We start from the raw sequence: 17,575 nt of genomic DNA, 5'->3' as shown, positions 1-17,575 counted from the left end.
GACGCCTGATTCATTGCGCCAATGCTGAAAGCGGCACCGGCCTGTCCGGCGCCATCTGGCGGGCAATCGCAAACATCAGCGCCTCGCCGCCATTGCGATCCGGATTGGCCCGCGGACCCTGGGTTGCGGCCACGGCAATGCTGATGCCACGCTCAGGCAGCATGCCGATGGAAGCGCTGTAGCCACCAAACATAGGGCTCTGCATCAACCATGGCCCGCTCACCAGCAAGCCCATGCCAAAGTGCGCCGTTTCCGTATTTTTCCTGCAAATGCCAGGCGGACAGGCGGCCGGATTGCCAAACCCGACCAGCCGGGCATCGGTCTGGGCGGCAAAGGACGTAGGCGAGAGCAGCCTGCCGCGCATGATGGCTTCGGCGCTGATGCGCAGGTCGGTAATGTCGGTGGTCATCACCGCGCCCGCCGGCAGGGTCCAGGAGGGATTCCAGAGCGTCGATTCCTCGTAGCCGCCCCGTTCGCTGGTATAGGCTCTCAGCACCGGCGAGGGAATGTCGGGCTTGACCGAGCTTGCCGTATTGCGCAGGCGCAGCGGATCGAGAATGCGCTCCCGCAGCACCTCGGCCAGGGGCTTTCCGGTGACCTTTTCGATGACGGCATCCAGCACCAGGTAATTGGTATGCGAATAATTCCAGTTGGTGCCGGGCGGATAGATCAGCTCCTTGTTGAAGGCATAGGACATGAGGCCGCCCGCAGTCCATTCCCGCAGCGGATCGGCCTTGCTGGCAGAAAGGAATTCCGGATCGGCGGCATAATCCGGATAGCCCGACGTGTTGTTGACCAGCATTTCCAGCGTCACGCTATCCGCGGCAGGCAAGCCGGGCAGCCATTTGCCGACCTTGTCACTGAGGCTGAGACGGTTCTCGTCCGCCAGTTGCAGCAGCACTGTGGCCATGTAGGTCATGGCAACGGCGCCGTTGCGGAAATGCATGGCAGTCGTGGCCGGGGTGCCGGGTGCGGACTCGCCCAGCGCAGTGGAATAGATCAGTTTGCCGTCGACGCTGACCTGGATGATCGCGCTTCTCAGGTCCAGCTCCTGCATGACCGTGCAGGCAATCGTGGTGATTGGTTCGACCTTGGCCTGACCTGGCGCTTGCGACGCGGGCGCTAGGCCGTCGCAGCGCTCCTGCGTCGCGACCTGCTCGGTGGAAGCGAATTTACCGCCGCAGGCGGCAAGACCGGCACCCACGCCGGCCAGGAGCAGCATCTGCCGGATCCGAAAGAAGAAATTATTCATGCTTTGTCCCGTACTGGTCTCAGAACGCAATACGTAACAGCGATGGATCAATGCGTCGCCCGGAAAACGGAAAAAACAAGCGCGGTGGGCGAGGGCGTGCCGGGCCTTACAGAAAAACCAGGGTCTTGCCAGCGGCAAGTGTGGGCAATACCACCGGCCCCAACACATCCTGGTCGAACAGGCGGCGATGCACTTCCTGCAGGCCGGACGGCGTTTCCTCCTGCAACTGCAGCAGGCTATGCTGACTGATTTTCCCGTCCGCATCGATGCCGAGCAGGCTCGGCACAGCCGGATCGAAGGGAAGCGCACGCGCCTCGTACGGACAATGGCCGCCGATCAGGCTGGAGAGCGGCAGCGCGGTTGCCAGCGCGCGGGGCTGCGGGTCATCGTCGTCGAACAACACGATCTTCAGCGGCAGGCCGGCGGCATGATCGGCCAGTACGGCAGGTCCGTCAGGATGCTCGAGCGGCCAGAGCAACGCGCCGCAGCGCACCAGCGCAAGGTAAAGCACCAGCGCGTCCGGATGACCCTGGCCGCAATACGCCACCACGTCGCCGGGCGTCACCTGCCACTCGCCCTGAAGCCGGGCCGTAGCGCGCTCGATTCTCGACCATACCTTGCGATAGCTGGCCATCCGGTAGCGGGAGGCGCAGGCAATGGCAGCCGGCTGGCTGCGTGCGTAATGCGCCAGCAGATCGAACAGCGCGCCGGGCGGCAATGTGGACGGTGACAGTGACGGTGAGCAGGCGATCATGGATGGCAGGCAATGGATCAGACCCGCCGATTCTACGTAAAAAATGACAGCCCGCCTCATGGTTGGCCGATTTTCGGCATAATTAGCCCTGTTCAACGCTTTCAGGCCTGTAATGCCCTCTTCCACCTCCCAGGCGCTGGCGCCGGAATTCGATACCGCGCACTTTCGTCAGGCGCTTTCCCAGTTCGCCACCGGCGTCACCGTCATTACCACCCGCGTGGACAACGGCGCATTCGTCGGCCTGACTGCCAGCTCATTCAACTCGGTCTCGCTGTCGCCGCCCCTGGTGCTATGGAGCCTGTCGAACGAAGCCAGCACCCTGTCGGCCTTTACCGACAATTCCCATTACGTGATCAATGTGCTCTCGGCCAGCCAGGCGCATCTGGCCGAGCAGTTTGCCCGGCGCGGGGCGAACCGCTTTCAGGGCGTGGAATTCACGCTCTCGCGCACCGGCCTGCCCATCCTCAAGGGCGTGTCCGCCTGGTTCGAATGCCATAACCGCAGCCGCTATCCGGAAGGCGACCATGTGATCTTTGTCGGCGAAGTCGAGCAGTGCGATGTCACGCCACAGCCGGGACTGGTGTTTCATGGCGGACGGCTGATGGAAAGCGGCGGACGCTGAACCGGGTGTGCCGACGGCGCGGCACGGCCCTGCCCGCCCGGGAATTACAAACCCAGGGCCTGAAGCGTGTTTTCCGAGCCGTGGGCCGCGCGGCGCAGCCTGTCATTGATGCCCAGCCAGGCAATGCCCTGCGGCGGCTGCTGCACCAGGATCACGTCGGCACCGACGCCGTCCATGCTTCTCAGTGCGGCATACAGGCCCTGGGCATAACCATCCGCTTCTGCAGGCAGCACGATGGCGGTACTTGCCGACGACGCTGCCCCATCCCCTGTTCCGACCAGAATCATGGCGGCCTGTTTGTTCGCACTCGCCAGGCGTTCCAGCAGCCCCGGTAATGCCGCGCCCTCCACCAGCACCACCGGCGTACGGGGCGCATAGTGGGACGCCAGCGCGCCCGACACCCGCGGCGCATCGGCGCCGCCCAGGCCGGGCCACTGCCCGATCACGGCGGCGATCTGTTCGGCGCTGATCTGTCCGGGCCGCAGCAAGGCCGGGCCATGGCTGTCCATGCGCGACAGGTCAACGATGGTCGATTCAATGCCGACCTGGCTGGCGCCGCCATCGAGCACCATGGCCAGCGGCGAGTCCGGTCCGGCGCCGAATTCATCCTGCACATGCTGCGCCGTGGTCGGGCTGACATGGCCGAAGCGGTTGGCCGACGGTGCGGCCAGGCCGCCCTGGCCGTGGCGGAATGTCTTCAGCAGCGCCTGCGCCACCGGATGCGACGGACAGCGCAGGCCGACGCTGTCCTGGCCGCCGGCCACCGCTGCCGGCACGGCGTCGGCGCGTTTCAGGATCAGGGTCAGCGGGCCGGGCCAGAAGGCGGCAATCAGCTTGTGCGCCGCCTCCGGAATCTCTCTCGCCCAGCGGCCGATGTCGGCGCCCGGCGCCAGATGCACGATCACCGGATGATTGGAAGGCCGGCCCTTGGCGGCATAGATGGCGGCAATCGCCGCCGGGTTTTCCGCGTCGGCGCCCAGTCCGTAGACGGTTTCGGTCGGAAACGCGACCAGGCGGCCGGCTTCCAGCGCGCCGGCGGCCTCGGCCAGCGCCGCCTGGTCGGGCTGGCGGATGGTCATGCGTCTATCCGCAGGATGGCGCAGGCGGCATGGAACTGCCGCTGCGCCTCTTCCAGCGTCGGCGCGACGAAGGTGACATGGCCCATCTTGCGGCCCGGCCGTGCCTCTTCCTTGCCGTACAGGTGCAGATTGGCGCCCGGTAGCGCCAGCACCCGGTCCCAGGCCGGCTCGCAGGCGCTGTCGCCGTCGAACCAGATGTCGCCCAGGATGTTCAACATCACCGCCGGCGAATGCTGGCGCACGTCGCCCAGCGGCAGCCGCGCCATGGCCCGCACCTGCTGCGCAAACTGGCTGGTGACGCAGGCGTCGATCGTGTAGTGGCCGCTGTTGTGCGGCCGCGGCGCCATTTCATTGACCACCAGCGAGCCGTCCTGCAGCACGAAGAATTCGATGCACAGCACGCCGACGTAATCGAGCCGGTCGATGATGGCCAGCGCCGCCGCCTGCGCCTGCGCGGCGCGCTCGGCCGAGACATTCGGGCCGGGCACGGTGGTGGAAAACAGGATGCCGTCGCGATGCACGTTCTCGGCGATCGGATAGACCACCGACTTGCCGTCGGCACCGCGCGCTGCCAGCACCGAGACTTCATAGGCCAGCGGCAGCATCTTTTCCAGCACGCAGGGCACGCCGCCCATGCCGGCGAAGGCGGCGCGCGCCTCTTCGCGGCTGGTGACGCGCACCTGGCCCTTGCCGTCGTAGCCCATGCGCACGGTCTTCAGGATGCCGGGCAACAGCGTGTCGGCAATCGCATCGACATCGGCATCGCTGCTGATGAACTGGTGCGGCGCCGGCAGCACGCCGGAACGCTCCGCGCATTCGGTGAAGAAGCGCTTCTCGGCCATGCGGTCCTGGGCCACCGAGACGCAGGCGGAGGACGGCGCGACGAAGGTGGTCTGCGCGAGAAGGGCCAGGCTGTCGGCCGGCACATTCTCGAATTCGGTGGTGACGGCGCTGCACTGCCCGGCCAGTTCGGCCAGCGTGGCGGCGTCGTCATAGGCCGCCGACAGCAGGTGGTCGGCGGCATGGCCGGCCGGGCATTGCGGCGCCGGTTCCAGCACCGCGACCTTGTAGCCCATGGCCTGAGCGGCGTGGGCGAACATGCGGCCGAGCTGGCCGCCGCCCATCACGCCCAGCCAGGTGGCGGGGTCGGCGGACGGATTGGCCGCAGCAAGGAGGGATGGCTTGTTCATGTCGGCAGCGTCATGTCGAGCGCGGCCTGGGTCTGGCGCTCGCGGAAGGCCAGCAGCTTCGCCGCCAGCGCCTCGTCGGTGGCGGCCAGCATGGCCACGGCGGTCAGCGCCGCATTGGCCGCGCCGGCCTCGCCGATGGCGAAAGTGGACACCGGGACGCCCTTGGGCATCTGCACGATGGACAGCAGCGAGTCCTCGCCGCGCAGGTATTTCGACGGCACCGGAACGCCCAGCACCGGCACGATGGTCTTGGCCGCGATCATGCCCGGCAGGTGGGCCGCGCCGCCGGCGCCGGCGATGATGGCGCGCAGGCCGCGCGAACGGGCCGCTTCGGCATAGGCGAACATCTGGTCCGGCATGCGGTGCGCGGAAATCACCTGCGCCTCGTGCGGCACGCCGAATTCCTTCAGCATCGCCACCGCATGCTGCATCACGTCCCAGTCGGAGGAAGAACCCATCACCACGCCGACCAGCGGCGCGGCATTTGCAACATCAGCACTCATCTGGGCTCTCCGTCAGTCCTTCAGTTTCTCGCCGGTCAGGCGCTCCAGCGCCTCGCGGTACTTGGCGCCGGTCTTCTCGATCACGTCGGCCGGCAGGTGCGGCGCCGGCGCGGTCTTGTTCCAGCCGGAGACGGTTTCCAGGTAGTCGCGCACGAACTGCTTGTCGAAGGATGGCGGCGAGCTGCCCGGCTCGTAGGAATCGGCCGGCCAGAAGCGGGAGGAATCGGCGGTCAGGACTTCGTCCATCAGGTGCAGCACGCCGTCGTCGTCCAGGCCGAATTCGAACTTGGTGTCGGCAATGATGATGCCGCGGGTGGCGGCGTAATTGGCGGCGGTCTGGTACAGGCGGATGCTGATGTCGCGCATCTGGCGCGCCAGCTTGCCGCCGATGCGGCGCTCCATCTCGGCGAAGCTGATGTTTTCATCATGCTCGCCGAGGTCGGCCTTGGCGGCCGGCGTGAAGATCGGCTGCGGCAGCTTGTCGGCCTGGCGCAGGCCGGGCGGCAGCGAAATGCCGCAGACCGCGCCGTTGGCCAGGTAATCCTTCCAGCCGGAACCGATGATGTAGCCGCGCACCACCGCCTCGACCAGGATGGGCTTCAACTTCTTGGCCACCACCGCGCGGCCGCGCACCTGCTCGACCTCCTCCGGCGCCACCACCGATTCCGGCGCGATGCCGGTCAGGTGGTTGGGCACGATGTCCTTCAACTTGTCGAACCAGAAATCCGACATCTGGTTCAGCACCCGGCCCTTGCCCGGGATCGGCTCCTGCATCACCACGTCGAAGGCGGACAGGCGGTCGCTGGTGACGATGAGGATCTTGTCGTCGCCGACAGCGTAATTGTCGCGGACCTTGCCGCGGCCAAGCAGCGGCAGCGAAGCGATGCTGGATTGGTAAAGACTGGAGGTCATGGGAAATCTCTGGAATAGCGCGCCGGCGGCTGCTGCCGCCAACGCTATGCACTACAAAGGGAGAATCCGCGTGCGGGAGGCACGCGAATTTTTTCAAAGGAGGGAGTTTACTGCACGATCTGGGAAAGTTCGCCTTTTTTGTAGCGCTCAGCCATTTTTTCCAACGAAACCGGCTTGATTTTCCCTGCCTGGCCTTCGCAGCCGAACGACAGGTAACGCGCCTTGACGACCTTCATCGCCGCTTCGCGGGCAGGCTTCAGGTAGTCGCGCGGGTCGAACTTCGAAGGATTCTCGAACAGGTAGCGGCGGATCGCGCCCGTCATCGCCAGGCGAATATCGGTGTCGATATTGATCTTGCGTACGCCGTGCTTGATGCCTTCCTGGATTTCCTCGACCGGCACGCCATAGGTTTCCTTCATGTCGCCGCCGAATTCGCGGATCTCGGCCAGCAGTTCCTGCGGCACCGAGGACGAACCGTGCATCACCAGGTGGGTGTTGGGGATGCGGGCATGGATTTCCTTGATGCGCTCGATGGCCAGGATGTCGCCGGTCGGCTTGCGCGAGAACTTGTAGGCGCCGTGCGAGGTGCCGATCGCGATAGCCAGCGCGTCGCACTGGGTCTGGCGCACGAAGTCGGCGGCCTGGCCGACGTCGGTCAGCAGCTGCTCGCGGGTCATGGTGCCTTCGGCGCCGTGGCCGTCTTCCTTGTCGCCCTTCATGGTTTCCAGCGAGCCGAGCACGCCCAGCTCCGCTTCCACCGTGACGCCGATGGCGTGCGAGAACTCGACCACCTTCTTCGACACTTCGACGTTGTACTCGTAGCTGGCGACCGACTTGCCGTCTTCCATCAGCGAGCCGTCCATCATCACCGAGGTGAAGCCGGACTTGATGGCGGCCATGCAGACCGCCGGCGACTGGCCGTGGTCCTGGTGCATCACCACCGGGATATGCGGATAGGCCTCGACCGCGGCCGAGATCAGGTGGCGCAGGAAGGCTTCGCCGGCATATTTGCGGGCGCCGGCCGAGGCCTGCATGATCACCGGCGCGCCGACTTCATCGGCGGCCGCCATGATGGCGCTGACCTGCTCGAGGTTGTTGACGTTGAAGGCGGGCAGACCGTAGCCGTTTTCGGCGGCATGGTCCAGCAATTGACGCATGGATACGAGAGGCATGTGGATTCTCCTGGTATAAAAATTAGTAGTCGCCGACTTTCATGATGTTGAGCGCGTTGGTACCGCCGACCTGGCCCATGGGCTCGCCCCAGGTGATGACGATCATGTCACCACGCTGGACGACGCCCTTGGCCAGCAACAAGTCCTGCGCCATTTTCAGCACCGCCTCGCGGTCGGTGGAATGCGCCAGCGCCATGGTGGTGACGTTACGGTACAGCACTGCCTTGCGCTGGGTGGCCAGGCTGGGCGTCATCGCGAAGATCGGCACGTCGATATTGTGGCGGCTCATCCAGAGCGCGGTGGAGCCGGACTCGGTCAGCGCCACGATGGCCTTGACCCTCAGGTGGTAGGCGGTAAACAGCGCGCCGTAGGCGATCGACTGGTCGATGCGGCTGAAGGTCACGTTGAGGAAGTCGGCGTCGAGGCGGAAGTCTTCCGAGTGCTCGGCCTCGATGCAGATCGCGGCCATCGCTTCCACGGTTTCCACCGGATAGCGGCCGGCGGCGGTCTCGGCCGAGGTCATCACGGCGTCGGTGCCGTCCAGCACCGCATTGGCCACGTCCGACACTTCGGCGCGGGTAGGCACCGGGTTCTGCACCATCGATTCCATCATCTGGGTGGCGGTGATGGCCAGCTTGTTGGAGGTGCGCGCCATGCGGATCATGCGCTTTTGCAGGGCCGGCACCGCGGCATTGCCCACTTCCACCGCCAGGTCGCCGCGGGCGACCATGATGCCGTCGGACGCGTCCAGGATTTCCTGCAGCGCGGGGATGGCTTCGGCGCGCTCGATCTTGGCGATCATCTGCGGCTTGTGGCTGAACTCCTCGCCGGCGATATTGGCCAGCTGGCGCGCCATGATCATGTCGGTGGCGCTTTTCGGGAAGGACACGGCGATGTAGTCGGCCTGGAAGCGCATCGCGGTCTTGATGTCCTCCATGTCCTTGGAGGTCAGCGCCGCCGCGGTCAGGCCGCCGCCCTGGCGGTTGATGCCCTTGTTGTTGGACAGCTCGCCGCCGGTGCGCACCGTGGTGTGGACCTGGGTGCCGCTGACCCGGTCGACCACCAGCACGATCAGGCCGTCGTTCAGGAGCAGCACGTCGCCGGCGCGCACGTCGCGCGGCAGGTCCTTGTAATCCAGGCCGACCTGCTGCTGGTTGCCCAGCTCGCAGGCGGCATCCAGGATGAATTTCTCGCCCCGCACCAGGGTGACCTTGCCGTTCTCGAACTTGCCGACCCGGATCTTCGGGCCCTGCAGGTCGGCCATGATGGCCACTTCCCGGCCCAGGTCGGCGGCGATGCGGCGCACCAGCGCGGCCCGCTCGATATGGTCCTCGCCCTTGCCATGCGAGAAGTTCAGGCGCACGACATCGACGCCGGCATGGATCATCCGGGTCAGGGTTTCCGGATCGCTGGAAGCGGGTCCGATGGTGGCGACGATCTTGGTGGCTCTTTGCATCTTGCCTTCCTGGGTTGGAACGACCGGGCGCGCGGCCTGCGCCGGCTGGCGCGGCCGCCGTCGGCCGAATGCGGGTGCGGTGCTCAAGACTTGTCTGCAGCCCGCTGCTGCAGGATGTCGACCGCCGGCAGGGTCTTGCCTTCCAGGAACTCCAGGAAGGCGCCGCCGCCGGTCGAAATATAACCTATCTTTTCGGCAATATCGTATTTGGCAATCGCGGCCAGGGTGTCGCCGCCGCCGGCAATCGAAAACGCCTTGGAGTTGGCGACCGCCATGGCCAGGGTTTTCGTGCCTTCGCCGAACTGGTCGAACTCGAACACGCCTACCGGGCCGTTCCAGACCACCGTGCCGGCGCTGGCGATCTGCTCGGCCAGCATGGCGGCGGTTTTCGGGCCGATGTCCAGGATCATGTCGTCGTCGGCCACATCGGCCACGTCCTTGACGGTGGCGGCCGCGCTGGCGGCGAATTCCCTGGCACAGACCACATCGACCGGGATCGGCACCGAGGCGCCGCGCTGCGACATCATCGCGATGATGTCCTTCGCGCCCTCGACCAGGTCCGGCTCGGCCAGCGACTTGCCGATCTTCAGGCCGGCCGCCAGCATGAAGGTATTGGCGATGCCGCCGCCGACGATCAGGTTGTCGACCTTCTCGGCCAGGGTTTTCAGGATGGTCAGCTTGGTCGAGACCTTGGAGCCGGCGACGATGGCCACCAGCGGACGGGCCGGCTGGTGCAGCGCGCGGCCCAGCGCGTCGAGTTCGGCGGTCAGCAGCGGGCCGGCGCAGGCCACGGGCGCGTATTTGGCGATGCCGTGGGTGGTGGCTTCGGCGCGGTGGGCGGTGCCGAAGGCGTCATTGACATACACGTCGCAGAGCCTGGCCATCTTCTGGGCGAGTTCGTCGCTGTTCTTCTTCTCGCCCGGATTGACCCGGCAGTTTTCCAGCAGCACCACCTGGCCCGGCGCGACATCGACGCCGTCGACCCAGTTCTGCTTCAGTTCCACCTTCTGGCCCAGCAGCCCGGACAGGCGCTCGGCGATGGGCGCCAGCGTGTCTTCCGGCTTGAATGCGCCCTCGGTCGGACGGCCCAGATGGGACGTCACCATCACTGCGGCGCCGGCATCGAGCGCCTGGCGGATCGCCGGCACCGAAGCCCGGATGCGGGTGTCTTCGGTGATGTTGCCGGCGTCATCCTGCGGCACGTTGAGATCGGCGCGAATGAACACGCGCTTGCCCTTGAGTTGGCCCTGCTGGACCAGGTCGGCGAAACGGTTGAATTGCATGGCGGCAGTGATGATGAAATTGAAAGAGCCGTATTCTATACCAGTGCAACTATGCGAAAAGCCGTTTTGGGCAAGCAATACGCGGGTTCTTTATTGCTTTTTTACCAAGAACATTTCAGCCGTCGGATGCCGGCGCCGAAGACTCAGAAAATCCGTAGCGCGGTAAACAGCGCCATGCCGACGACGATGGTTCCCAGCAGATGGCGGGTCGCCAGGAAGAAAAGCGTGGCGCCCGCGCCCGCCACCAGGCGCGGATTGGTCCAGTCGATCGCCGTGCCGGCGCCGCCGCCATTGAGCACCAGGTCGGGCAGCACGATGGCCGCCAGCGCCGCCGCCGGCGCATAGCGCAGCGCCTGCTGCAGACGGGCCGGCATGCGGGTCGAGGCCAGCATGAAAAAGGAGGACCGGGTCAGCACGGTGGCCAGCGCCAGGAGGCCGATGGTGAGCCAGATGTCGGCCGCGTTCATGCCTGCGCCTTTCTTTCCCTGATCAAGTCGATGGCCGACGCGGTCGCCATGCCTGATACCAGCGCCAGCAGCATCCCCAGCTTGTAGGGCAGGCCGTAGGCAGCCACGCCGACCGCGCCGGCGACGATCACGCCGCCCAGCGCGGCCGCATTCACCACCAGCGGAATCATGACCGCCAGCAGCGCCAGCGTGCCGGCAAAGCCGATGCCCCAGGAAGCCGGCACCTGGCTGGCCAGCAGGATGCCGGCCACCGAGCCGGCCTGCCAGGTCAGCCAGTTCGGATAGCAGACGCCGGCGAAATAGCCCACCTTGCCGCTGGTGTGGGCGACGGTGTAGGCCGGAAAGCGCTGCGGGAAGAATCCCATCATCAGGTCATTGTTGAGATAACCGTAGAACAGCCTCTGCCGCCAGGGCAGATGCGCGAAATGCGGTCCCAGGCTGGCGGCGAAGATCACGAAGCGCAGGTTGACCACCAGGCCGGTCAGGAACACCAGTGCGGCCGGCGCATTGGCCGCCATCAGCGGCAGCGCCGCCAGCTGGGCCGAGCCGGCGAAGACGATGAAGGTCATGCCCAGCGCCTGCCACAGCGTCAGGCCCGACTGCATCATCGCCATGCCGGCCACCACGCCCCAGGCGAAGATGCCGGGCATGGCCGGCGCGCTGGCGCGCACCGCCTCGCGGAACGCGGCTTTTTCCGGGTCGTGCGGCGCAATCGGGTCGGACTGGGAGGGTGACGGGGTGGTGCCTTGCATCTGATTCATTGTGCTTGCGCTTGCGGCCGCTCTGGCCGCCGCGCCTTTCGGGTTCAGGAGGTGTTGAAAAATAGGTTACAGCGTAGCGCGTAGGGTGGAATACCCCGCAGGGGCATGCCACGGTCGTCGGTCACGGCAGAAGCTGACATTGCCTGTCGTCCGGCCAAGAACGGTGGAATGCCCTTCGGGTATTCCACCCTACCAATGCCTGGCGTGCATCAGCCTCATGTTGCCGATCCGCAGAGCAAGGCGGCGTAGCGATCAATGTCGACGTTGCCGCCGCTGATCAGCACACCAACCCGCTTGCCCTGCAACCGGTGCTTCATCGCCCGCGCCGCCGCAAAACCCAGGCAGCCGGTCGGCTCCACCACCAGCTTCATGCGGGTGGCGAAGAAGCGCATCGCTTCCACCAGCTCGGCGTCGCTCACGGTCAGGATGTCGTCGACATCGCGCCGGATGATGGGAAAGGTCAGCTGGCCCAGGTGCTGGGTCTGGGCGCCGTCGGCGATGGTGCGCGGCGTGTCGATATGGACGATGGCGCCGCTGCGGAAGGATTGCTGGCCATCGTTGCCGGCCTCCGGCTCAACGCCATAGAGCTTGCACTGCGGCGACAACGCGCGGGTGGCGAGCGCCGAGCCGGACAGCAGGCCGCCGCCGCCCAGGCAGACGAAGAAGGCGTCCAGCGGACCGACCTCCTCGAACAGTTCCCTGGCTGCGGTGCCCTGGCCGGCGATCACGTCGGCATGGTCATAGGGCGGCACCAGGGTGTAGCCATGGCGCTCGGCGAGGTCGCGGCCGATCTGCTCTCGGTCTTCGGTGTAGCGGTCATAGGTGACGACCTGGGCGCCATAGCCGCGGGTGGCGGCGATCTTCGACGCGGGCGCGTCCTGCGGCATCACGATGGTGGCCGGCATGCCCAGCAGCCTGGCCGACAGCGCGATCGCCTGGGCATGGTTGCCCGAGGAAAAGGCCACGACGCCGGCGCGGCGCTGGCCGGCATCGAATTTCGCCAGCGCGTTGTAGGCGCCGCGAAACTTGAATGCGCCCATGCGCTGCAGGTTTTCGCATTTGAAGAACAACTGCGCGCCGGTTTCCTCGTTGGCCATACGCGAAGTCAGCACCGGCGTACGGTGCGCCTGGCCGGCAATGCGCGCCGCGGCGGCGACAACATCGTCATAGGTCGGAAGCATGATTTCACTCATAATTTTCGGTCGGAATGGCTGGACAGGGATGCGGGTTTTCCAGCGTCGGCAACGGCTTGCCGCACAGGAGAGGGATTAACGTTTAGAAACAGATTGTTCCGACAGCATTTTACCGTCTAACTTTTTTACCTGCCTAATCCGTTAAAATCGCGTTTTTGCCTAACAATCTGGAGAAGACAACATGTCCATGGCCGACCGCGACGGGAAAATCTGGAAGGATGGCGCACTGGTGGAATGGCGCGACGCCACCATCCATGTGCTTACGCATACCCTGCATTACGGCATGGGCGTGTTCGAAGGCGTGCGCGCCTATCAGACGCCGGAGGGCACCGCGATCTTCCGCCTGAAGGAGCATACCCAGCGCCTGTTCAACTCGGCCAAGATCTTCCAGATGAACATTCCGTACGACATGGAAACCATCATGGCCGCGCAGAAGGAAGTCGTGCGCGCCAACCAGCTGGAATCCTGCTACCTGCGTCCGCTGGTCTGGATCGGCTCGGAAAAGATGGGCGTGTCCGCCCGCGGCAACACCATCCACGTGGCGATCGCCGCCTGGCCCTGGGGCGCCTACCTGGGCGAGGAAGGCATTACCAAGGGCATCCGGGTCAAGACCTCTTCCTTCTCGCGCCATCATGTGAATGTGTCGCTGGTGCGGGCCAAGGCCTGCGGCTATTACATCAACTCCATCCTGGCCAACCAGGAAGCGCTGGCCGACGGCTATGACGAGGCGCTGCTGCTCGACACCGACGGCTATGTGTCCGAAGGCTCGGGCGAGAATGTCTTCGTCATCCGCAACGGCAAGCTCTACACGCCCGACCTGGCTTCCTGCCTGGACGGCATCACCCGCGACGCGGTGCTGACGATGGCGCGCGACCTCGGCATCGAAGTCATTGAAAAACGCATCACCCGTGACGAAATGTACTGCTGCGACGAAGCCTTCTTCACCGGCACCGCGGCGGAGATCACGCCGATCCGCGAACTCGACAACCGCCAGATCGGCGCCGGCCATCGCGGCCCCATTACCGAGAAGCTGCAGTCGCTGTTCTTCGACGTGGTGGCCGGCCGCGCGCCGCAGTACCGGCACTGGCTGACCCTGGTTTAAACAAGAAACAAGAACGGAAAACATGCAATGAGCCAATCGCATCAGCAAATGAGTTATGTCGAACTGGACGGGCCGGACCTGCCGGCCTTCTGCCCCAATCCGTCCATGCCGATCTGGTCGTCCCACCCGCGGGTGTTCATCGACCTGGGCAACAAGGGCGAAGGCAAGTGCCCCTATTGCGGCACGGTCTATCGCTTGAAGCCCGGCGCGGTGCATCACGGCCACTGAGGCATCGATGCCCAAATCCAACAAGAGCATGGGTACGGCGGTGGACGCGGAAGCCGCGTTCTACGACGCCATTGCCCGCGCCGACATCCAGGCGCTGATGGCGCTGTGGGCCGAGGACGACGAGATCGTCTGCGTGCATCCGGGCGGCGGCCGGCTGATCGGCCATGCCGCCATCCGCGCTTCCTGGGAAGCGGTGTTCGAGCGCGGCCCGGTGCATATCGGCGTGTCCCGCCTGCATGAAACCCACAACATGCTGACCGCGGTGCACAGCATCGTCGAGGAAATCCACCGCAGCGAAGGCCGCCAGCCGGACCTGCACATCATCGCCACCAACGTCTTCCTGAAAACGCCGCAGGGCTGGCGCATCGTGATCCACCATGCGTCGGTTGCGCCCGGCCCGGCGCCGTCGCACCAGCCGCCCGGCACCGTCCTGCACTGATGGCAGCAATGGATTACCGCGCGCCCCGCTGGCTGCCCGGCGGCCACCTGCAGACCATCTACCCGGCCACCATGATCGCCAGGCCGGTGGTGGCGATGCGGCGCGAACGCTGGGATGCGCCGGACGGCGACTTCATCGACGTCGACTTCCTCGACGGCCAGCCCGGCAAGCCGCTGGTGGTGCTGTTCCACGGACTGGAAGGCTCGTCCGGCAGCCACTATGCGCGCGAGCTGATGGCCTATGCGGCCGAACTCGGCTGGTCGGGCGCGATTCCGCATTTCCGCGGCTGCTCGGGCGAGTTGAACCGGGGTCCGCGCTTCTACCATTCCGGCGACGCCGGCGAGCTCGACTGGATTTTGCGCCGCGTCAAGGACACGCCCGCGGCCCGCGCCGCCGGCCGGCTGTATGCGGTTGGCGTATCGCTCGGCGGCAATGCGCTGCTGCGCTGGCTGGGCGAGTCGCAGCAGGCGGCCGGCTTTGTCGACGCCGCCTGCGCGGTGTCGGCGCCGCTCGACCTGGCCGGCGGCGGCGCGGCCCTGTCGTCCGGGCTGAACATGATCTACACCCGGGTCTTCCTGCAGACCCTGAAACCCAAGTGCCTGCAGAAGCTGGACCAGTTTCCCGGCCTGTTCGACCGCGCCCGGATGCTGGCCGCGCGCAACCTGTATGAATTCGACAATGTGGTCACCGCGCCGCTGCACGGCTACCGCGACACCGACGACTACTGGCACCGCGCCAGCGCGCGCCACGTACTGAACGACATCACCGTGCGCACCCTGGTGCTCAATGCCCGGAACGACCCCTTCCTGCCGGCGCGCCATCTGCCGCAGCAGGCTTCGCCCGCGGTCAGGCTGGAGTATCCGCGCGAAGGCGGGCATGTGGGTTTCGCCACGGGCGCTGCGCCCGGCGTCAACAGCTGGCTGCCGCGCCGCATCGTGCGTTTTCTCGAAGGTGACGACGCGCAAGCCGGCTGACGAGCGGCGGCGCTAGTATGGCGTCATCGTTTCCGATCATGAAAGAGAGCAGCCATCATGGATGAGATCGTCAGGCAGGCCATGGCCAAGTGGCCCAACGTTCCCCACTGCTACGGCTGGCTGGCGCTGGATGCGCGCGGCGGCTGGCGCATGCGCGACGAGGCGGCGCAGCAGGCCGGCCGCGCCGGCGACCGCATCGCCAATGCGGCCCTGCTGAACTTCATCAACCGCAACTATGCGCATGACGGCGACGGCCGCTGGTATTTCCAGAACGGGCCGCAGCGGGTCTATGTGGACTTGGAAGCGACGCCCTATGTGGCCCGCACCGACCCGGCGCAGGGCTTTCTGCTGCAGACCGGCGAAGCGCTGGCGCAGATCGACCAGGCCTACATGACCGAGCGCGGCCAGCTGATCCTGCAATCCGGCGACAAGGTGGCGCTGCTGGACGACCGCGACCTGGCCCAGTGCACCGGCGCGCTGGCCATCGATGGCGCACCCGCCTCGGACGACAGGCTGCTCGGCTGGCTGACCGAAGCCGCGCCGGCGGCCATGGTGATGCGGCACCAGGGCCGCGAACTGCCGGTGCAGCGCATCGACAGCGGCGAACTGGCGCAGCGCTTCGGCTTCGTGCCGCAGCCGCGCGGCTGAGGCGCCGGCGCGGCGAGCGGATCAGGGCTTGCGCGCGTCCTTGCTTTCCTTCAGTTCCTCGCGCCGCCGCTCCTGGAATTCCCGCTCCCGCGCATCGATGATGGACTGGTCGTAGAACGAGGCGTCGGACGCGCGCCGCGCAATCTGCAGCTGGTCCAGCGCAGCCGGCAGCGCGCCCTTCAATGCATAGGCCTCGGCCAGCGCCAGGTGCTGCAGCGCCTGCCTGCCCTGCGCCGAATAGGCTTGCGCCAGATGGTCCTGCACATCGATGTCGGAACGGTAGAGCTGGGCCTGGTCGCGCAGGAAGGCCACCGCCTCGTCGGTGCGGCCGGAGGCAATCAGCGCATCGGCATACTGCATCGCAAAGCCGCGCGACACCGGGAAAGCCGAGCGCGCTGCCTGCGCCTGCTTCAGCGCCTCGGCCGGCTGGCCGGCCGCCATCCTGGCCTCGATCGCCAGCGCCAGGATGGGTGCGCTGTCCTTCAGCGCCGCGGTCCTGGCCTCTTCCAACAATGCCAGCGCCTTTTTCGGGTCTTCCTGGCGCAGCGCAATCATTGCCTGGCCGTATTTCGCGGCCGCGGTCTGCACCCGGCTTTTCAGCAGCAACTGGTTCTCGAACGTGACAGCGCTGTCGCGCAGGCCCTGGGACGACAGGTCCTGCAGCACCCGCACCCGGGCCCGGATCAGCTGGAACTCGATGCTGTCGGCCCGCTGCCGGTAGCGCTGGTCGCGGATGCGGGACTGGATGTCGGCGATGCGCTCGGTGGTCAGCGGATGCGACTGCAGGTAGGCCGGCGCGCCGTCGCCGTAGTTGCGGCTGGCATTCTGCAGCCGGCCGAAGAAAGCCACCATGCCCGAGGTGTCGAAGCCGCCCTCGCCCAGGATCTGCAGGCCGACGCGGTCGGCCTCGCGCTCGGCGTCGCGGCTGAAATTGAGCTGGCGCTGGATCGCAAAACCCTGCCCGCCCATCATCGACGCCATCGCCAGGTCGGGGCTCCTGCTGGCCGCCAGCGCGCCCAGCACCATGGCCGCCAGCGGCACCAGCATGTCCTGCTTCTGGTTGCCCAGCATGCGGGCGATATGCCGCTGCGACACGTGGCCGATCTCGTGCGCCAGCACCGAGGCCAGTTCCGACTCGCTCTGCGCCGCCAGCAGCAGCCCGGAATGCACGCCGATGAAGCCGCCGGGCAGCGCGAAGGCATTCAGGGAAGGATCGCGCACCGGGAAAAAGAAAAAGTCGTAGCCGGCCTCGCCGCGCACTTCCGGCCGGGCCGACACCAGGCTGTTGCCGAAGCCGTTCAGGTATTCCAGCGTCGGCGCATCGTTGAGATAGTCCCGGTCGCGGCGGATGTCGCGCATGATCTGCTCGCCCAGCTTGCGCTCCATGACGGGCGACAGGTCCTGGCGCTCGCTGCCGCCGAGATTGGGCAGATTCTGCGCTGCCGCCGGCGCCAGCAGCGACTGGGCGGAAATCAGAAAGGCCGCGGCAAGGGCCGTGATGCGTGGTCGAATGGACATGAATGGTCGGGAATTGGGGAAC

19 protein-coding genes are annotated in these 17,575 nt (G+C 66.2%); 6 read left to right on the top strand and 13 right to left on the bottom strand.

All coding sequences use genetic code 11. The features are described 5' to 3' along the window. Positions 1-10 precede the first annotated feature (10 nt). Entirely contained in the window at positions 11-1,252 is a 1,242-nt protein-coding gene (locus KTQ42_RS00960) for a serine hydrolase domain-containing protein (protein WP_217343790.1), read from the bottom strand. Between the two features lie 106 nt (positions 1,253-1,358). Further along, positions 1,359-2,006: an AMP-binding protein gene (locus tag KTQ42_RS00955; RefSeq protein ID WP_217343789.1), complete on the bottom strand. Its 648-nt coding sequence runs from the start codon at positions 2,004-2,006 to the stop codon at positions 1,359-1,361. 112 nt (positions 2,007-2,118) lie between these two features. On the opposite strand from KTQ42_RS00955, the gene KTQ42_RS00950 reads away from it, so the two are divergent. Continuing rightward, positions 2,119-2,628: a flavin reductase family protein gene (locus KTQ42_RS00950; protein WP_217343788.1), complete on the top strand. Its 510-nt coding sequence runs from the start codon at positions 2,119-2,121 to the stop codon at positions 2,626-2,628. Positions 2,629-2,672: 44 nt separating this feature from the next. Here KTQ42_RS00950 and KTQ42_RS00945 read toward each other — a convergent pair whose 3' ends face one another. From KTQ42_RS00945 to KTQ42_RS00900, 10 genes are all read right to left on the bottom strand, one after another. Next, positions 2,673-3,707 carry an L-threonylcarbamoyladenylate synthase gene (locus KTQ42_RS00945; RefSeq protein WP_217343787.1) on the bottom strand — a complete coding sequence of 345 codons (1,035 nt, stop codon included), beginning with the start codon at positions 3,705-3,707 and terminating at the stop codon, positions 2,673-2,675. Further along, a complete protein-coding gene (locus tag KTQ42_RS00940) occupies positions 3,704-4,897 on the bottom strand; it encodes a 5-(carboxyamino)imidazole ribonucleotide synthase (RefSeq protein ID WP_217343786.1) in 1,194 nt (397 codons plus the stop codon). The genes KTQ42_RS00945 and KTQ42_RS00940 overlap by 4 nt, the downstream gene beginning before the upstream one ends. After that, positions 4,894-5,400 carry a 5-(carboxyamino)imidazole ribonucleotide mutase gene (purE, locus tag KTQ42_RS00935; RefSeq protein WP_217343785.1) on the bottom strand — a complete coding sequence of 169 codons (507 nt, stop codon included), beginning with the start codon at positions 5,398-5,400 and terminating at the stop codon, positions 4,894-4,896. The genes KTQ42_RS00940 and purE overlap by 4 nt, the downstream gene beginning before the upstream one ends. 12 nt (positions 5,401-5,412) lie before the next feature. Beyond that, positions 5,413-6,312, bottom strand: a complete 900-nt coding sequence (locus tag KTQ42_RS00930; RefSeq protein WP_217343784.1) for a phosphoribosylaminoimidazolesuccinocarboxamide synthase — start codon at positions 6,310-6,312, stop codon at positions 5,413-5,415. Between the two features lie 107 nt (positions 6,313-6,419). After that, a complete protein-coding gene (gene fba / locus KTQ42_RS00925) occupies positions 6,420-7,484 on the bottom strand; it encodes a class II fructose-bisphosphate aldolase (protein WP_217343783.1) in 1,065 nt (354 codons plus the stop codon). 22 nt (positions 7,485-7,506) lie between these two features. Further along, the gene (gene pyk / locus KTQ42_RS00920) at positions 7,507-8,940 is read right to left on the bottom strand and encodes a pyruvate kinase (protein ID WP_217346765.1); all 1,434 of its coding nucleotides are present in this window, start codon (positions 8,938-8,940) and stop codon (positions 7,507-7,509) included. A gap of 83 nt (positions 8,941-9,023) precedes the next feature. Continuing rightward, positions 9,024-10,223, bottom strand: coding sequence for a phosphoglycerate kinase (locus KTQ42_RS00915; protein WP_217343782.1), 1,200 nt, complete (start codon positions 10,221-10,223; stop codon positions 9,024-9,026). Between the two features lie 143 nt (positions 10,224-10,366). Then, positions 10,367-10,690, bottom strand: coding sequence for an AzlD domain-containing protein (locus KTQ42_RS00910; protein WP_217343781.1), 324 nt, complete (start codon positions 10,688-10,690; stop codon positions 10,367-10,369). Continuing rightward, on the bottom strand, positions 10,687-11,442 hold the full coding sequence (locus KTQ42_RS00905) for an AzlC family ABC transporter permease (protein ID WP_217346764.1): 756 nt from the start codon (positions 11,440-11,442) through the stop codon (positions 10,687-10,689). Before KTQ42_RS00905 ends, KTQ42_RS00910 begins: the two co-directional genes overlap by 4 nt. A gap of 224 nt (positions 11,443-11,666) precedes the next feature. Beyond that, the gene (locus tag KTQ42_RS00900; protein ID WP_217343780.1) at positions 11,667-12,644 is read right to left on the bottom strand and encodes a threo-3-hydroxy-L-aspartate ammonia-lyase; all 978 of its coding nucleotides are present in this window, start codon (positions 12,642-12,644) and stop codon (positions 11,667-11,669) included. Between the two features lie 181 nt (positions 12,645-12,825). On the opposite strand from KTQ42_RS00900, the gene KTQ42_RS00895 reads away from it, so the two are divergent. The 5 genes from KTQ42_RS00895 to KTQ42_RS00875 are packed head-to-tail and all read left to right on the top strand — an operon-like array spanning position 12,826 to position 16,035. Next, on the top strand, positions 12,826-13,746 hold the full coding sequence (locus KTQ42_RS00895) for a branched-chain amino acid transaminase (protein WP_217343779.1): 921 nt from the start codon (positions 12,826-12,828) through the stop codon (positions 13,744-13,746). Positions 13,747-13,773: 27 nt separating this feature from the next. After that, on the top strand, positions 13,774-13,974 hold the full coding sequence (locus KTQ42_RS00890) for a zinc-finger domain-containing protein (RefSeq protein ID WP_217343778.1): 201 nt from the start codon (positions 13,774-13,776) through the stop codon (positions 13,972-13,974). Positions 13,975-13,981: 7 nt separating this feature from the next. Beyond that, positions 13,982-14,413, top strand: coding sequence for a nuclear transport factor 2 family protein (locus tag KTQ42_RS00885; protein WP_217343777.1), 432 nt, complete (start codon positions 13,982-13,984; stop codon positions 14,411-14,413). An 8-nt stretch (positions 14,414-14,421) separates the two neighbouring features. Beyond that, positions 14,422-15,387 (top strand): alpha/beta fold hydrolase, encoded by a 966-nt coding sequence (locus tag KTQ42_RS00880; RefSeq protein WP_217346763.1) that lies wholly within the window; start codon positions 14,422-14,424, stop codon positions 15,385-15,387. A gap of 57 nt (positions 15,388-15,444) precedes the next feature. After that, positions 15,445-16,035: a DUF2946 family protein gene (locus KTQ42_RS00875; RefSeq protein WP_217343776.1), complete on the top strand. Its 591-nt coding sequence runs from the start codon at positions 15,445-15,447 to the stop codon at positions 16,033-16,035. A 21-nt stretch (positions 16,036-16,056) separates the two neighbouring features. Here the strand turns inward: KTQ42_RS00875 and KTQ42_RS00870 are convergent, their stop codons facing one another. Further along, positions 16,057-17,553, bottom strand: a complete 1,497-nt coding sequence (locus KTQ42_RS00870; RefSeq protein WP_217343775.1) for a M48 family metalloprotease — start codon at positions 17,551-17,553, stop codon at positions 16,057-16,059. Positions 17,554-17,575 lie beyond the last annotated feature (22 nt).

This window comes from Noviherbaspirillum sp. L7-7A (genome assembly GCF_019052805.1).
GTDB lineage: Bacteria > Pseudomonadota > Gammaproteobacteria > Burkholderiales > Burkholderiaceae_D > Noviherbaspirillum_A.
The sequence above is the reverse complement of the archived record's forward strand: the minus strand, read 5'-3'. Positions and strand labels throughout refer to the sequence as shown.

What these genes read in the sequence shown, in the direction of transcription:
- fba (WP_217343783.1), bottom strand. Translation starts at nt 7,484, where the DNA reads ATGCCTCTCGTATCCATGCGTCAATTGCTGGACCATGCCGCCGAAAAC.
- KTQ42_RS00890 (WP_217343778.1), top strand. Translation starts at nt 13,774, where the DNA reads ATGAGCCAATCGCATCAGCAAATGAGTTATGTCGAACTGGACGGGCCG.
- KTQ42_RS00870 (WP_217343775.1), bottom strand. Translation starts at nt 17,553, where the DNA reads ATGTCCATTCGACCACGCATCACGGCCCTTGCCGCGGCCTTTCTGATT.
- KTQ42_RS00945 (WP_217343787.1), bottom strand. Translation starts at nt 3,707, where the DNA reads ATGACCATCCGCCAGCCCGACCAGGCGGCGCTGGCCGAGGCCGCCGGC.
- pyk (WP_217346765.1), bottom strand. Translation starts at nt 8,940, where the DNA reads ATGCAAAGAGCCACCAAGATCGTCGCCACCATCGGACCCGCTTCCAGC.
- KTQ42_RS00910 (WP_217343781.1), bottom strand. Translation starts at nt 10,690, where the DNA reads ATGAACGCGGCCGACATCTGGCTCACCATCGGCCTCCTGGCGCTGGCC.
- KTQ42_RS00960 (WP_217343790.1), bottom strand. Translation starts at nt 1,252, where the DNA reads ATGAATAATTTCTTCTTTCGGATCCGGCAGATGCTGCTCCTGGCCGGC.
- KTQ42_RS00885 (WP_217343777.1), top strand. Translation starts at nt 13,982, where the DNA reads ATGCCCAAATCCAACAAGAGCATGGGTACGGCGGTGGACGCGGAAGCC.
- KTQ42_RS00940 (WP_217343786.1), bottom strand. Translation starts at nt 4,897, where the DNA reads ATGAACAAGCCATCCCTCCTTGCTGCGGCCAATCCGTCCGCCGACCCC.
- KTQ42_RS00895 (WP_217343779.1), top strand. Translation starts at nt 12,826, where the DNA reads ATGTCCATGGCCGACCGCGACGGGAAAATCTGGAAGGATGGCGCACTG.
- purE (WP_217343785.1), bottom strand. Translation starts at nt 5,400, where the DNA reads ATGAGTGCTGATGTTGCAAATGCCGCGCCGCTGGTCGGCGTGGTGATG.
- KTQ42_RS00875 (WP_217343776.1), top strand. Translation starts at nt 15,445, where the DNA reads ATGGATGAGATCGTCAGGCAGGCCATGGCCAAGTGGCCCAACGTTCCC.
- KTQ42_RS00915 (WP_217343782.1), bottom strand. Translation starts at nt 10,223, where the DNA reads ATGCAATTCAACCGTTTCGCCGACCTGGTCCAGCAGGGCCAACTCAAG.
- KTQ42_RS00905 (WP_217346764.1), bottom strand. Translation starts at nt 11,442, where the DNA reads ATGCAAGGCACCACCCCGTCACCCTCCCAGTCCGACCCGATTGCGCCG.
- KTQ42_RS00900 (WP_217343780.1), bottom strand. Translation starts at nt 12,644, where the DNA reads ATGAGTGAAATCATGCTTCCGACCTATGACGATGTTGTCGCCGCCGCG.
- KTQ42_RS00950 (WP_217343788.1), top strand. Translation starts at nt 2,119, where the DNA reads ATGCCCTCTTCCACCTCCCAGGCGCTGGCGCCGGAATTCGATACCGCG.
- KTQ42_RS00955 (WP_217343789.1), bottom strand. Translation starts at nt 2,006, where the DNA reads ATGATCGCCTGCTCACCGTCACTGTCACCGTCCACATTGCCGCCCGGC.
- KTQ42_RS00930 (WP_217343784.1), bottom strand. Translation starts at nt 6,312, where the DNA reads ATGACCTCCAGTCTTTACCAATCCAGCATCGCTTCGCTGCCGCTGCTT.
- KTQ42_RS00880 (WP_217346763.1), top strand. Translation starts at nt 14,422, where the DNA reads ATGGATTACCGCGCGCCCCGCTGGCTGCCCGGCGGCCACCTGCAGACC.